The sequence below is a fragment of the Fodinibius sediminis genome (assembly GCF_900182555.1).
GTDB classification, from domain to species: Bacteria; Bacteroidota; Rhodothermia; order Balneolales; family Balneolaceae; genus Fodinibius; species Fodinibius sediminis.
The window spans coordinates 251,621-266,365 of record NZ_FXTH01000003.1; the positions used below are offsets into that span (position 1 = coordinate 251,621).

The 14,745-nt window shown below is 51.4% G+C and carries 11 protein-coding genes; all 11 read left to right on the forward strand.

Annotated elements, in window-relative coordinates; all coding sequences use genetic code 11:
• The first annotated feature begins 109 nt into the window (after positions 1 to 109).
• A complete protein-coding gene (locus FN808_RS05005) occupies positions 110 to 817 on the forward strand; it encodes a 3-keto-disaccharide hydrolase (RefSeq protein WP_185958254.1) in 708 nt (235 codons plus the stop codon).
• A gap of 85 nt (positions 818 to 902) precedes the next feature.
• Positions 903 to 3,524, forward strand: a complete 2,622-nt coding sequence (locus FN808_RS05010; RefSeq protein ID WP_185958255.1) for a PQQ-dependent sugar dehydrogenase — start codon at positions 903 to 905, stop codon at positions 3,522 to 3,524.
• Positions 3,525 to 3,807: 283 nt separating this feature from the next.
• Positions 3,808 to 6,705, forward strand: a complete 2,898-nt coding sequence (locus FN808_RS05015) for a DUF1549 domain-containing protein (protein ID WP_142713463.1) — start codon at positions 3,808 to 3,810, stop codon at positions 6,703 to 6,705.
• A gap of 88 nt (positions 6,706 to 6,793) precedes the next feature.
• Positions 6,794 to 8,212: a DUF1501 domain-containing protein gene (locus tag FN808_RS05020; RefSeq protein ID WP_142713464.1), complete on the forward strand. Its 1,419-nt coding sequence runs from the start codon at positions 6,794 to 6,796 to the stop codon at positions 8,210 to 8,212.
• A gap of 61 nt (positions 8,213 to 8,273) precedes the next feature.
• A complete protein-coding gene (locus FN808_RS05025) occupies positions 8,274 to 9,224 on the forward strand; it encodes an NHL repeat-containing protein (RefSeq protein WP_221929909.1) in 951 nt (316 codons plus the stop codon).
• Positions 9,224 to 9,346, forward strand: a complete 123-nt coding sequence (locus FN808_RS19340; protein WP_281280763.1) for a hypothetical protein — start codon at positions 9,224 to 9,226, stop codon at positions 9,344 to 9,346. Before FN808_RS05025 ends, FN808_RS19340 begins: the two co-directional genes overlap by 1 nt.
• A 348-nt stretch (positions 9,347 to 9,694) precedes the next feature.
• Positions 9,695 to 9,919 carry a RagB/SusD family nutrient uptake outer membrane protein gene (locus FN808_RS19425; protein WP_434084127.1) on the forward strand — a complete coding sequence of 75 codons (225 nt, stop codon included), beginning with the start codon at positions 9,695 to 9,697 and terminating at the stop codon, positions 9,917 to 9,919.
• A complete protein-coding gene (locus FN808_RS19430; RefSeq protein WP_434084126.1) occupies positions 9,883 to 10,089 on the forward strand; it encodes a RagB/SusD family nutrient uptake outer membrane protein in 207 nt (68 codons plus the stop codon). Before FN808_RS19425 ends, FN808_RS19430 begins: the two co-directional genes overlap by 37 nt.
• A 25-nt stretch (positions 10,090 to 10,114) precedes the next feature.
• Entirely contained in the window at positions 10,115 to 11,503 is a 1,389-nt protein-coding gene (locus FN808_RS05040; RefSeq protein ID WP_142713465.1) for a sulfatase family protein, read from the forward strand.
• A gap of 49 nt (positions 11,504 to 11,552) precedes the next feature.
• Positions 11,553 to 12,962 (forward strand): sulfatase family protein, encoded by a 1,410-nt coding sequence (locus tag FN808_RS05045; protein ID WP_185958256.1) that lies wholly within the window; start codon positions 11,553 to 11,555, stop codon positions 12,960 to 12,962.
• Between the two features lie 281 nt (positions 12,963 to 13,243).
• The gene (locus FN808_RS05050) at positions 13,244 to 14,692 is read left to right on the forward strand and encodes a sulfatase (protein WP_142713467.1); all 1,449 of its coding nucleotides are present in this window, start codon (positions 13,244 to 13,246) and stop codon (positions 14,690 to 14,692) included.
• Positions 14,693 to 14,745 lie beyond the last annotated feature (53 nt).

Consider the following 14,745-nt stretch of genomic DNA (forward strand, 5'->3'; position numbering starts at 1 on the left):
CCTGATTAATTTGGGGAAGCAGAGAAATCGGAGTAGATTCGTGATTCGGCCGTCTCTTATAAGAATAAATACGACAAAGGTGCCTATGCCCTATTTACACGCGAATAACATGAAAACATTTTTACTGTCCCTTTTGGGAATGACATTGGCGGCGACCTCGGCGCTTCAGGCCCAGTTTCCGGTACCCGCAGAAAATGAGGATGCAGGTTTTAAACAGATCCTGACTCAACAGACCCTGGACCAGTGGTCTGGAGATGCCGACTACTGGCGTTTTGAGGATGGAGTCCTGATCGGCGAGGTCACGGAAGATAAGCTGCTGGAAGAGAACACCTTTTACATATGGGACAAGGAGGTTGAGGACTTTGAATTCAAGGTGGAGTACCGGGTCTCGGACGAGGGAAACAGCGGCATCAACTATCGAAGTGAGACTGTGGATGGGGTGAAGTATGCCCTTCGCGGCTACCAGGCAGATCTTGATGGGGCGAACAGGTGGAGCGGCCAGCTCTATGAGGAGAGAGGTCGTGAATTTCTGGCCGTGCGCGGACAGATAACACACGTGAGAAAAGACGATACACCCCGGGAAATTGGCTCTGTCGGGGAGGAGGACGAGCTTGCCGGCGTAGTTCGTGACGGCTGGAATGAATACCACCTGATTGCCCGTGGTAACACGCTCATTCATATGCTCAACGGCCAGGTGATGGCCGTGGTCATCGATGACGGAGAACAGCGGGCAATGAAGGGACTTCTGGGGGTACAGATCCACCAGGGACCACCCATGAAGGTGGAATTTCGCAATATGCGCTTTAAAGAATTCTAAAGAAACAGCAGGAAAGAGCGCTGGGTACCTTAGCCTTACAGCCAGTGATACATTTTTTAAATATTAAATGAACAAACGAATGGGAATGAATACAGACAGAACGGAAATGGGAATCGGTCCTTTTTTGATGGTATTGCTGGTGCCCCTGCTCATGGTAGCTTATGAAGTTTCACTACCTGAAGAACATTCGCCGGTCAATCTTCACAGCGCAGTACCGGAGGATACGAGCGATTCCATTCAAACCCTCCCGGGATTTGAAGTACAGCTGGTATACCGTGTACCCCGAGAGGAGCAGGGTTCCTGGGTTGGACTGACGGTTGACCCGAAAGGAAGGCTGATTGCTTCCGATCAGCAGGCCAAAGGAATGTATCGCATTAGGGTAAATGATGACAATCCGGACAGCCTCAAGGTGGATGTCGAAGAGATTATTATGCCTGCTTCGGGAGCACAGGGGATGGCGTGGGCCTTTGGCCAGCTTTATGCCAATGTAAATGGAAAAGGGCTGTTCCGACTGAAAGATACCAAGGGCAATGACCAGTTTAATGTTATGGAGTACCTTGGAGGACCGCAGGGGCGCGGTGAGCACGGCAACCATGCTGTATTCCCGACGGAGAATAACAAGGAACTTTATGTAGTCAACGGCAACCATACGGCACCTCCTGATTTTACGTCCACCCGTGTAACCAACTGGGAAGAGGATATTTTGCTTCCCCGCCAATGGGATGCCCGCGGACATGCCCGCGGAATCCTGGCGCCCGGGGGCTATATCGCCCGCATCAATCCTATGGCTACTCAATGGGATATCATAAGTATCGGTTATCGAAACACCTATGATGCGGCTATCAACCAGGATGGTGAACTGTTCACCTACGATGCGGATATGGAGTGGGATATGGGCATGCCATGGTACCGTCCGACGCGCATCGTGCATTCGGTAAGCGGAAGTGACTATGGCTGGCGCAGCGGCAGTGGCAAATGGAAACAGTATTTTGAGGACAGCCTGCCGCCGGTATTTAATGTGGGTCCGGGCTCACCCACGGGAGTCCTGTTTGGGACGGGCGCTCAATTTCCCGCCAAGTACCAGCGCGCCCTTTTTGGCCTGGACTGGACTTTTGGAACGATGTATGCTTTCCACCTGACGCCTGAAGGGGCCAGTTATACTGCGGAGGCTGAAGAGTTTTTATCGGGCAGTCCGCTGCCGTTGACCGATGCCGTGATCGGGAAGGACGGTGCCATGTATTTTCTCACCGGTGGCCGGGACAAAGAGTCCAAGCTGTACCGCGTCACCTACACCGGTGATGAATCTACGGCTCCTGCCGAACCGGTAGAAAATGCCGAGGCGGAAAAGGCGCGTGCGGAACGCCATGAACTGGAGGCTTTTCACGGACGCCAGGACCCGGAAGCCGTTGAAACGGCCTGGCCCTACCTTAATAGCAACGACCGGTTTTTGCGTCACGCTGCCCGGGTGGCTGTCGAGTGGCAGCCGGTAGAATCCTGGGCAGAAAAGGTGCTCGCGGAAAAAGATCCGCAGGCCCGGATTACCGGAATGATTGCTCTTGCCCGCAAAGCGCCTGAAAAATATCGGGAGGAAGCAATAGAAGCGCTGCTCGCGATGGATCTGGAGGCTCTTTCACCTGAACAGAAGCTTGGGTATTTGCGTGCGATGGCCCTCGTGTTCATGCGTCTTGGAGATCCCGCAGAAGACAGCAGGGAGCAGATTACGGATACCCTTCAGAAACTGTTGCCCCATGAGGATGACCGGGTAAATGTGGAGCTTGTCCGCCTGCTGGTTTATCTGAAGGATGAACGGGTTATTGATAAAGCGCTTGCTTTAATGCGAAGTGAAGAGAAACCGGGGACCCCGGACTGGGGAGGCCTGCTTGCCCGTAACGAAAACTATGGTGGTACCATACAGGATATGATCGATAATCCCCCTCCCACCAATAAGCTGGAGTACGCTTTTATGCTGCGCAATATGAGTGAGGGATGGACCATCGATCAGCGGCGCGAATACTTTACCTTTATTAATAATGCCGCAGATGCCATGGGCGGAGCCAGCTATACCGGTTTCCTGGAGCGGGTGCGCGACGAGGCGCTTGTCAATGCATCCGAAGAAGAACGGGAAGCTGTGGAAGATCTGACGGCACAAAGCCTGGCTCATGAGCCGCCCTTTGAGATAAAACCGCCTGAAGGTCCGGGGCGTGAATGGACGGTGAAGGAAGCCGTGGAAGCTGTAGAGGGCAACCTCGAGAATCGAAATTTTGAGAATGGCCGCAACGCCTTCTTTGCCATCAGCTGTGCCTCCTGTCACCAGTTTGATAGCTACGGGGGGGCTATTGGACCGAACCTGAGCACGGTTGGCCAAAACTTGTCGACACAGGGCCTGCTTGAGGATATTATTACTCCCAGTGCGGTCATTTCAAGTCAGTATAACAGTTCAGAAGTCAAGCTAAAAGACGGGGATACCATCTCCGGCCTGGTTGTGGAAGAGGAAGAATATGTAAAAGTGTACGGTCGTGATCCCGATGAAGGTCCCACTATCATCCCGAGTGAAGAGGTCGCTTCGATCGAGCCGGTAGAAGTATCCCAGATGCCACCGGGACTGGTAAACTCCCTCAGCGCTGAAGAACTGCGTGACCTCGTGGCGTACTTGAAGTCGGGCGGGGATGAGGAAAACGAAATGTTTGTGCAGGAGGAAAATAAGTAGGACACCGTATGTATTGTCCCCTAACACCCTTGCCTGTGTTCACCGATTCGGTGGCCGGGCGGGGGTTTTTTATTTGAGGGCAAAGGTCCAAACCGTGGTTTGGCGGAGAAAAGCGATGGGCCGGACAGACTTGAATTATGGAAAGGTTAACCCGGGATCGGGACTATTGACATTGACCAATGTGTTTCGCATCTAATAGATATAGCATAAGGGATTATACTGGGGGTATGGGACGTGCAGATGGAAGTCTATATCCGCAGGGAAACGTTTAATTATAGTTGTTATGATTCTTGACAGCCTCTCAGAGTTATGGATCTGGCAGTTTGTGGCAAGGTTGCATCCCTTGGTTATCCATTTTCCAATAGGGGCTTTAGTTATTGCCTTCTTTCTTGAAATGCTGACGATGGGCGGCAAGAGGACCGAGTTGCGATCGGGTATCAGGTGGCTTGTCTATATAGGTGCCGGATCGGCCTCTGTGGCAGCCGGGGTGGGACTGATGCTGGCATATGGAGGGAATTATTCAGAATCGACCATTTTTTACCATCAATGGGGCGGTATTTTAACGGTTATCCTTTCGCTGATTACAGCCTGGCTTTTATATCGCGCAAGCCAAAGTGGTGAAAAGAAAAAGCTGAATATGTACCGGTGGATGCTTTCCGTCGCCATTCTTGTGTTGACGGTTACCGGCCATTTCGGGGCTAATTTGACGCATGGAGACGATTACCTGACCTCCGTGTTACCATGGAATTATGAGTCACTATCAGACGGGGAGTTTAATGAACTGGTACAGGAAGTCAACCAGCATAGAAAAATGGGGACTCTTTCAGAAACCCATAAAACGGAATTAAATGTAGGTGTTCGAAGAATCTTTGCTCAAACCTGTTATCGTTGTCACGATTCAAATGAAGCAGAGGGCGGCCTGGTACTCAACAGCGAAGAAGCCGTGATGAAGGGAGGAGACAGTGGGCCGGTCATTGTGCCGGGGAAACCGGAAGAAAGCGAATTAATCCATCGCCTCACATTGCCGGCTGGTCACGAGGATGTGATGCCACAGAAAGGAAGTTCCCTGAGTCCGGACCAAGTCGAGCTTATCCGCTTATGGATAGAGGTCGGCGCTCCGTGGTCTGACGAGGAGGTAAAAACGTTCAGGGAAGCGCCGATGGCCCTTCGTGCTCCTGCGCCTCCGGATACGGAATCTGATTTCGATAACCCCGTAGATAAATTTACGGCGGCCTATTTCAAGGAGCATGGTATCAGCTGGCCCGAACCGGTAGATGATGCAACGTTCATGCGAAGGGTATACCTGGATGTGATCGGGCTGGTGCCGGATCCCGTCGAGCTCAGGGCCTTTGTGAGGGATCCCTCGCCGGATAAAAGAGACCGCCTGGTAGATTCCCTGCTTAGCCGCAGGCATGACTATACACAGCATTGGCTGACTTTCTGGAATGACCTGCTGAGAAATGATTATACCGGAACGGGTTTTATCACCGGAGGCAGGGAGCAGATTACGGACTGGCTGTATGAGGCCCTGTACCAGAATATGTCCTATAATCGGATGGTGCGGGAGCTGACCAACCCCGGCGAACGGTCCGACGGCTTCATCAAGGGAATCAAGTGGCGGGGAGCCGTTAACGCCAGTCAGACTACGGAAATGCAGGCGGCACAGAATATATCCCAGTCGTTGCTGGGGGTCAATTTGAAGTGTGCATCCTGCCACGACAGTTTTGTCAGCAATTTAACGCTGGAAGAGGCCTATGGTTTTGCGCAGGTGTTCTCAGAGGACCCCCTGGCCATCCAGCGTTGTGAGGTAGCAACAGGTGATACGGCAGAGGCAAGTTTTATCTACAGCGAGGAACTGGGCGATATCGATGAAAGCCTGTCCCGGGATGAGCGGTTGGAACGGCTGGCGGATATCCTGACACAGAAACAGAATGGTCGCCTGTACCGAACGATCGCCAATAGATACTGGGAGCTGTTCATGGGCCGGAGTCTTGTAGAGCCGGTGGATGAAATGGATAACATCCCCTGGAACCAGGAGCTGCTCGACTGGCTTGCATCCGATCTTATCCGCCACGATTATGATCTCAAGCGCCTTATTTCTGTTATTGTCCGATCAAAAACGTATCAGCTTCCCTCGATTGGAATGAGCGGGGAAGAAGCAGGTTCAGAAGAGTATGTATTCCGGGGACCGCTGAGAAAAAGGATGACGGCCGAGCAGTTTGCCGACGCAGTTTCAAAAGTGGCGGCCCCCTTCTATTACTCCGTAGCTTATGATCCCTACGAAAAACCGCCGGCGGAAGGGGCATGGATCTGGTTCAACACGATGGAGAACGATCGTGTGAGTCAGCCGGACCCGGGAACATACTATTTTCGTCACAGTTTTGATCTGCCCGCCGCCCGGGAAATAGAAAAAGCACAGCTGCTGGTGACGGCGGATGAAGCCTATAAGCTGTATCTGAACGGCACGCTGGTGGGCCAGGGCGCCGACTGGCGGAAAATTGAACGTATCGATGTGACCGAACAGCTCAGTCAGGGCACAAACCTCATAGCAGCAGCGGGCAGGAATGGGGGCTCCATACCAAATCCGGCGGGTATGCTGCTTAACCTCAGGATCAAGTTGAAGGATGGGACAGCACTGATCGTGAAGTCAGGCAAGGAAGGGTGGAAAGCGCTGGACCGTCAACCCAAGACTGGATGGCAAACGGCCGATTTTGATGACAGCAGCTGGGGCGAGGTGCGTACTTTCGGGAGCAGCCGCAGCAGCAAGCACTGGGGACAGCTGCTGAAATTTACTCATGATATGGGAAATCAGTTTAATTTTGCCCGGGCGTCGCTGGTTGAAAATGATGATTTCCTGAAAGAGATGGGCCGTCCCACCCGCGAAAATGTGACTACCAACCGCGAGACGGAGGCCACGCTGCTGCAGGCTTTGGAACTGACCAACGGGGATAAATTGAATGAAGTGATGGCCCGGGGCGCCGAACGGCTGGTCAATGAATACGGACAGGCTACGGAAAGGATGATGACGGATCTCTATCTGACCGCCTACGGACGCGAACCCGGAGATCATGAACAAGAAATATTGAACAGCAGGCTGGCAGCAGACAAGCCCGGGAAAGAACAAATTGAGGATATCCTGTGGGCCATTGTCATGAATCCTGAGTTTCAGCTGATTGATTAGCGGTCGGCAAGGGGGCATGGATATAGCATCACCACACTGGATGACAACTGGAATCTGATACCAGGCAACTTGGAGGTTAATTAGTATTATGAAAAGACGTGAATTTCTTAAAAAGACGTCAGCAGCCACCTTGGCTGCCATGGGAGCAACGATCCCGGGCACTTCTTTTCTCAGCAGCTGTAAACGGGCCGGCAAACAGATGGAATCAACGGCTGATACGGTGATCCTGTTATGGATGGCCGGGGGTATGGCGCATACTGAAACGTTCGATCCGAAAGCCTATACACCGTATGAGCCGGGTCTGGAAAGCAACCGGGTATTGAGTACCTTCCCCCAAAGTCCCACAGTAGTAGATGATCTGTTCTTTTCAGAGGGTCTTGAGGCCATCGGTTCGGTGATGGACCGGGGGACGGTCATCCGTTCCTATCGCGCTGCGGATTTGGGACACATTCTGCATACCCGGCACCAGTATCACTGGCATACCTGCTATGAGCCTCCCCAGACGATACAGATGCCGCATCTGGGGGCCTGGATTGCGCATGAGCGGGGGCCTGTGAACCCCGTGATCCCTCCATTTATTAGTATTGGGCAGCGCTTTGATGTTGGAGAAGGGGAAGAGCTGAAGGCGTACCATTCGGCGGGGTTTCTTGGCAGTGAATACGGTCCGTTCCTGATTCCTGATCCTTCCAGCGGACTGGAGAGTGTACGTCCTCCTGTTGGAATGAATATCAACCGTTTTGAGAAAAGACATCAGCTGTATCGTGATCTGGTGGAGCAAAGTACGCTGGGAAAGCATGGAAGTGCCTACCACAAGGAATCGATGGTCCGGGCCATGGAGAAATCCTACGCGCTGCTCAAGTCGCCGGAGTCGGAAGCGTTTAATCTTGAAAAGGAACCGGAGGAGAGCTACAGGGAATATGATACTGGCCGTTTTGGCCTGGGTTGCCTGCTGGCCAAACGCCTCACGGAAGCGGGGGCCCGCTTCATCAGCGTGTCCACGGAATATGTCCCGTTTATGGGGTGGGATACGCACGAGAATGGGCACAGCCGCACCGTGAAGATGAAACAGCAGATCAACCGGCCCATAGCGCAGCTCATCCGGGATCTCGACAAGACGGGCCGGCTGGATCGCACCCTGGTCATTCTGGCCAGCGAGTTCAGCCGTGATATGATGGTTGAAGGCCGCCCCGGAAAAACCGTCAAGGAGCAGGCCAGGCAGCCGGAGGTCATGCAGAAAAAATCACAGTATGGGATGCACAAGCATTTTACGGACGGCTGTTCCATACTGATGTTCGGAGGCGGAATTAAGAAGGGGAATGTGTACGGCAAAACGGCGGATGAGCGTCCCTGTTCTACGGTTGAGAAACCGGTCAGAATTGATAACATCCACCAGACCGTTTACCAGGCCCTGGGCATCCCAGCTGATACGCATTATGTCATTGAGGGCCGACCGGTCTACACCACACCGGATGGAGAAGGGAAAGCCATTCCTGAATTATTTGCATAAACGGTGCTGGGTATTGTAATGACCGGTTCGATCAACACTCATTATTTAAATTACCGCTATCATGAATAATAGCCGCCGACGGTTTCTCAAGCAGCTCCTGACAACGGCCGGGGCCACCCTGGCTGCCCCGGCATTTGCTGCCGGTGTCAACATCAATGTACGGCAACCTCGTTTGAGCGACAGGGTTATTGGGCACGGCAATTTTCGTTACCGTATCGAGCAGGATTGGGCCGATCTCGATCCGGCCCGCCATCCGGTCAGGAACTGCCATGAAATGGTGATGGATCGCCGCGGACGCCTTATTATGATAACAGATGAAGTGCAAAATAATATTCTGATCTTTAGCAAGGACGGGCGGCTGCTCGACAGCTGGGGCACTGATTACCCGGGTGGCCACGGGTTGACCCTCTGGAGGGCGGGCAGCGAGGAATTTCTCTTTATTACAGATGCACAGTCCGAGTCAGCACGTGTTCAAAAGACGACGCTGGATGGCCGGGTCTTATTGACGCTGGAAGATCCCCGGTTGGCGGGGGGCTATGCCGAAGATGCCGATTACCGGCCGACGGAAACGGCGATAGGCCCGGACGGAACTATTTATGTGGCCGACGGTTACGGTTCCCATCACATCCTCAGGTATAGTTCCGAGGGAAAATATATCGACAAATTTGGTGGCCGGGGCAATGCGGATCACCAGCTGAATGAACCGCACGGGGTGGCGATAGATAACCGGGGTGCGGAGGCAACCCTTCTTGTTACTTCACGCCGGCATAACAGTTTCAAGCGGTTCACGCTTGACGGGCAGTACCTGGAAACGATATTTCTGCCGGGAGCTTATGTGTGCCGGCCGGTGGTGGATGGGGAAAATGTATATGCCGGAGTATGCTGGTCGCGACTGCGTTATTTAAACCTGACCGGGGAATCCGGCTTCGTTACCATCCTGAATGGAGAAAACCGTGTGGATCCAACCCGGGAGGGACTGCCCCGGAATATCAGGAGGGCGAGCTGCAGCTGATGGTTCAGCAAGAACCGGTTTTTAAACACTGCCATGACGTTTGTATTGATGATGAGAAGAATATGTATGTCTGCCAGTGGAATGCCGGCAATACCTATCCCGTCAAATTGCACCGGGTGTAAAAGCATATCTCCGGCTTGTTATTGCTTGCTGTGACTGGTTGCTTGCGGCTGCTGGTCTGCCAAGTAAAGGTCTTTCTTATTTTCACGGTCCATGCAGTATATATCGAACATACCGAGTGTGTGCTCCCTGCTCTTTGCCAATAGTCTTATGAACCCTATAGCTGTTCATTTTTCCTCCCCGGATATAATCCTCAATGGCCGAATGGTAAAACACACATAGTCAATGTAAGTATATCAAAAGTCACAGTGTCTCTTTATAGTTGAAAGGGGGCAGGGATCTCTTGAACAAAACTTTATGTAAAAAAATATGCCTCCGATCATTCGGTTCTTGGGAGGACCAATGACAACATACCGGTTTACCGTTATGCCCATGTGTTGTTGATGATGGCTGAAGTCATTAATGAAATTGAGGGTCCCACTACTGAGGCTTACGGTTATATCAATGAGGTTCGCCTGAGAGCGGGTCTTGATCCGCTGACAGCCGGTTTTCAAAAGCTGATTTCAGGGAGGCCGTCTACCATGAGCAGCGCCTTGAATTGGCGTTTGAGAATCATCGATGGTATAATCTGTTAAGACAGGGAAGAGCTCTGGAGGTTATGCAGCAGCATGCGACGGATGTCAAGGATATTCAGCCGCACTTTACTGAACCTGTATATAACATTGAAGAGTACAAACTACTCTACCCAATACCGGAAAGGGAATGGACACTAAACGCAGACGTAACACAAAATCCGGGCTGGTAGGAGAATTTTACTTGAATAATAATTTATGAAATATATCAGTCGAAGTTATCTCTTAATTTTTGTTTTACTTGTTGGTTGTTCGGCTTCTGGTGAAGGGGAGCAGGCGAATGCAAGTCAAGAGTCTCCCAACATCGTATTCATTATTTCGGATGACCAGGCCTGGACCGATTATAGCTTTATGGGGCATCCTCATATAGAGACGCCCCATATTGATGAGCTGGCCTCGGAGGGCCTGACGTTCACCCGGGGGTATCTGACGGCCCCGGTGTGCAGGCCGTCTCTTGCCTCTTTGATCACCGGTCTGTATCCGCACCAGCACGGGGTCACCGGCAATGATCCGGCATTCGAATTTGACCGGCAATCGCGTTCCCGGGCGGAGTGGCTTGAGGCGCGAAAAGAGGTAAATGGTGTGGTCACCAACCGGTTTAATGCGTTGCCTTCCCTTACCGATTACCTGTCGGATTTGGGATACCTCTCCCTGCAGACCGGCAAATGGTGGGAAGGCAGCTGGAAGGACGGGGGATTTACCCATGGGATGACCCACGGCGATCCATCGCGGGGAGGCCGACATGGAGATGAAGGCCTGAAGATAGGCCGAGAGGGGATGGAGCCTATTGAAGACTTTATGGACGAGGCCCGGGCCCGGGAAAAACCATTCTTTCTCTGGTATGCTCCCTTTATGCCTCATACCCCGCATACGCCCCCCGATTCGCTGTTAAACAAATATCTGCCTGATGCCCCAAGTGAATCCATTGCCAAGTACTGGGCGATGATCGATTGGTTTGATATGACGGTCGGGAAGCTCCTGGGATCGATTGAACAGCGGGGGCTGGAGGAAAATACCCTGGTGGTATATGTAACAGATAATGGATGGGTGCAAAACCCGGATACGGATAACCAGTTTATCTGGCCTTCCAAGCAGTCGCCCTATGACGACGGCATACGGACGCCCATCACCTACAAATGGCCGGGAGAAATACCGGCCCGGATGGATACAACCACTTTTGTCAGCAGTAACGACATCGCTGCAACAGTACTGAGTCTCCTTGATATTGCACCGAAAGATGCCCTGCCGGGGATCAATGTGTTGGACCGGGAAAAACTTCAGGCCCGGGAGGCGGTATATAGTGAGGATTATAACCATGACATTGCCGATGTGCATGAGCCCACGAAGAGTGTGGAGCACCGGGTGATTCTGAAGCGGCCCTGGAAACTGATCCTGCCCAACCGGCAGGGCAGTCCGCAGGAAGCCGAACTTTCGGGCGGCGGCCGGTTTATAGATATGGTTGAAGAACCGAAACTTTATCATATTGTGAATGATCCCCATGAACAGCAGAATGTAGCTTCCGGGCATCCGGCGGTCGTTGAGGAGCTGACGCAACAACTGGACAGCTGGTGGAACCCTGAATTTTAGGTCTTCAACAAAAGCCGGAGTTTATTTCTAACAACAGATGGATCTGAAAATGCGACGATTACAATACCTGTACCTTTATATGCTTCCAATACTTTTAGTCGTTATTATGGGCTGGACGGTTGTTTATGCTCAAGATAATACAGATGACCGTCCCAACATCCTCATGGTTTATGTTGATGATCTGGATCATGAACCGTTTGGCTTCATGGGGAATGAGATCATACAAACACCGAATATTGATCAGCTGGCCGGTGACGGGATCGTTTTCAGCAATGCATTTGCCGTTACCGCCACCTGTATCACCAGCCGGGGAAACCTGATGACCGGGCGCTATGCCGCACGTACGGGGATCTATTTCGACCAGTTTGATGAGCTCACCGAAGAGCAGGTACAGATGAGTTACCCGGCCCAGCTACGAGAGTCGGGTTATTACACGGGCTATGTCGGCAAGTGGCATCTGGGTCGGGTACCGGAGGGAGTATTTGATGACGATCGGCGCTATTCGGGGCAGGGACAGTTCTGGTCGGAAGAGCGACCTTCTGATGGCGGCACCCATTTAACAGATCACCTGGGTAACAAGGCCGTCGACATGATCCGGGAAGCTCCCGATGGCAAGCCGTTTGCGCTGACCGTCGGTTTTAAAGCCCCCCATGTACAGGACGGATTTCATCCGGTTGAGCCGTATCCGCCGTCTCCTTCAACAGCGGTGCTCTACGAAGAAGATGAAATACCGGCTCCTCCGCTGTCGGATTCCACATTTTTTAATAGCCAGCCAGAACTCATACGAAAGTCCCTGGGACGGGTGCGCTGGGATTACCGGCTGGGCCCACCTGAGTCTCTGAATTTCCAGCGGTCTATGCGGCGTTACTACCGAATGGTTACGGGGGTCGATAACCAGGTTGGCAAAATGCTTGATGCATTGCGTGAGACCGGCCGCCACGACAATACGATTATTGTGTTAACGGGTGATCACGGCTTGTATCTGGGAGACCGGGGACTGGCCGGCAAGTGGCTGGGTCATGAAACTTCCATCCGCGTTCCTCTTATCGTACGCCACCCGGGAATTGCAGGGGCCGAGCGCGGTACCCGGCGAGAGCAGATGGTGCTGATGATCGATTTTATGCCCACATTTCTTGACTGGGCCGGCCTCACCCCGAAGGATGGCGTCCAGGGGCAGTCCTTCGCCCCGATTGTTGATGGGCAAAGACCCGAGAACTGGCGAACCGAATTCTTTTACGAGCATCACAGCTTCCCGGACCGGATTCCGCCTTCGGAAGGCGTTCGTACCGAGCGGTATAAATATCTGCGATATCTGGACAGCGATCCGCTCTACGAGGAACTTTACGACTTAAAAAAAGACCCGGATGAATCCAACAATTTAGCTGATGAGTCGGAATATGAAGAATTGCTTCAGCAAATGCGTGACAAATGGAAGCAATGGAAGAAAGATGTTCAGTAATATCTTTGGCAGACCGGTTAAATGGATAAAACAAAAAGTGGGTTTTGGGTTTAATACGGTATCACTGGGGTACTAAACACCACTGGAACTGTTAACCTAACTTTTAGAATGGTTTAAAAAATGGAGAAGCTTACAAACTTGATAACTGCTAAGTAGAGATAACCATTCATGAGAGATATAAATCTAAGTCCTGTAAAATGAGAGCTAATGTATATCCCAATATAAATATCACCACCTCTTCTATATTGTTTTTTCTGAGCTTGGGCATAATTTTATGCTGTATGTTACGGCCTGTACACGCTCAAAACTCAGTTGATCGGCCCAATATCCTGTTTATTGGCATAGATGATTATAATGATTGGGCCGGTGTTCTTGAAACTCATCCGCAGGTTATAACACCCAATATTGACCGCCTTGCCGAGAGGGGGACCCTTTTCACGAATGCTCATGTGCAGGCTCCTGTTTGCAATCCTTCACGGGTCAGTTTATTGACGGGTCTTCGTCCCTCAACAACGGGCATTTATGGACTTGCTCCCGGACATCGAGAAGCCGAGCCTACAAAAGAAGTAGTCACGCTTCCTCAATATTTTGCACAACACGGGTACCATACCTACTCAACCGGCAAAATATTTCACAATGTATCGGATGTCACCAAGGAAACCGATTTTGAGGAATGGGGCCCCGGTGGTAGTTTCGGTCCATTTCCTGAAAATAAACTTGTTGATAAACCTCTTGACATGGTTGATCATCCATTGGTGGACTGGGGTATTTTTCCGGAAGAGGATTCTGCAATGGGTGATTATAAAGTAGCCAATTGGGCTGTGAACCAATTGGAAGAGCTTGGTCAAGAAACAGATGAGGAACCATTTTTCCTGGCAGTGGGATTTGTCTCTCCTCATGTCCCCTTGTATTCAACGAAAAAATGGTTTGACCTGTATCCAGCGAAGGAAAAAGTAGTATTACCTTCAGCTCCCGAGGGAGATCGGGATGATATTCCCGATTTTGCATGGTACACCCATTGGTTTCTTCCGGAGCCGCGTCTATCCTGGGTTATTGAAAATGAGGAGTGGCATTCTAAAGGAAAATCATATTTAGCCACTGTCAGCTTTATGGATGCCCAGGTTGGTCGTCTTCTTGACACGCTTGAAAAAGAGGGGTTAGCTGAAAATACGATTGTCGTATTCTGGTCAGATCACGGATATCACCTTGGGGAAAAAGCAATTACTGGAAAAAATACCCTCTGGGAAAGAACCACTCATGTGCCATTGATCTTTGCAGGGCCGGGTGTTTCTGCCGGAGCACAATCACCGGAAGCTGTCGAGCTTCTGGATATGTATCCAACATTAGTTGAACTGGCAGGTTTGCCTCCCAAAGAAAATATTGAGGGGCTGTCGCTTGTACCGCAACTCGAAAATGCTCACACTCCGCGAGAACGTCCGGCTCTGACAACTGCTAATCCCGGGAATCATGCAGTAAGGACAGAAAGATGGCGCTACATACGGTATGCTAATGGCTCAGAGGAGTTGTATGATCATCATCGCGACCCCCATGAATGGTCAAACCTGGCTAATAATCCAGAATATGCCGATATAAAGGAAAAGCTGGCAAAGTGGTTACCAGAGAGAAGTGCACCCCATGTCTCAGGCAGTAAAGCCCGGATCCTGTGGGAAGAGAATGGAGTATGGTATTGGGAGGGGGAACCCATCAATTTTGACAAACTGATCAAATGAAAATGTAAAGTATTATTTCTCATTTCAACTTTTCGAAAGGCAATATTTGGCAG

Coding starts and splice junctions, on each gene's coding strand:
- FN808_RS05045 (WP_185958256.1), top strand. CDS start 11,553: ATGCGACGATTACAATACCTGTACCTTTATATGCTTCCAATACTTTTA.
- FN808_RS05040 (WP_142713465.1), top strand. CDS start 10,115: ATGAAATATATCAGTCGAAGTTATCTCTTAATTTTTGTTTTACTTGTT.
- FN808_RS05020 (WP_142713464.1), top strand. CDS start 6,794: ATGAAAAGACGTGAATTTCTTAAAAAGACGTCAGCAGCCACCTTGGCT.
- FN808_RS05050 (WP_142713467.1), top strand. CDS start 13,244: ATGTTACGGCCTGTACACGCTCAAAACTCAGTTGATCGGCCCAATATC.
- FN808_RS05010 (WP_185958255.1), top strand. CDS start 903: ATGAATACAGACAGAACGGAAATGGGAATCGGTCCTTTTTTGATGGTA.
- FN808_RS19340 (WP_281280763.1), top strand. CDS start 9,224: ATGGTTCAGCAAGAACCGGTTTTTAAACACTGCCATGACGTTTGTATT.
- FN808_RS05025 (WP_221929909.1), top strand. CDS start 8,274: ATGAATAATAGCCGCCGACGGTTTCTCAAGCAGCTCCTGACAACGGCC.
- FN808_RS05005 (WP_185958254.1), top strand. CDS start 110: ATGAAAACATTTTTACTGTCCCTTTTGGGAATGACATTGGCGGCGACC.
- FN808_RS05015 (WP_142713463.1), top strand. CDS start 3,808: ATGATTCTTGACAGCCTCTCAGAGTTATGGATCTGGCAGTTTGTGGCA.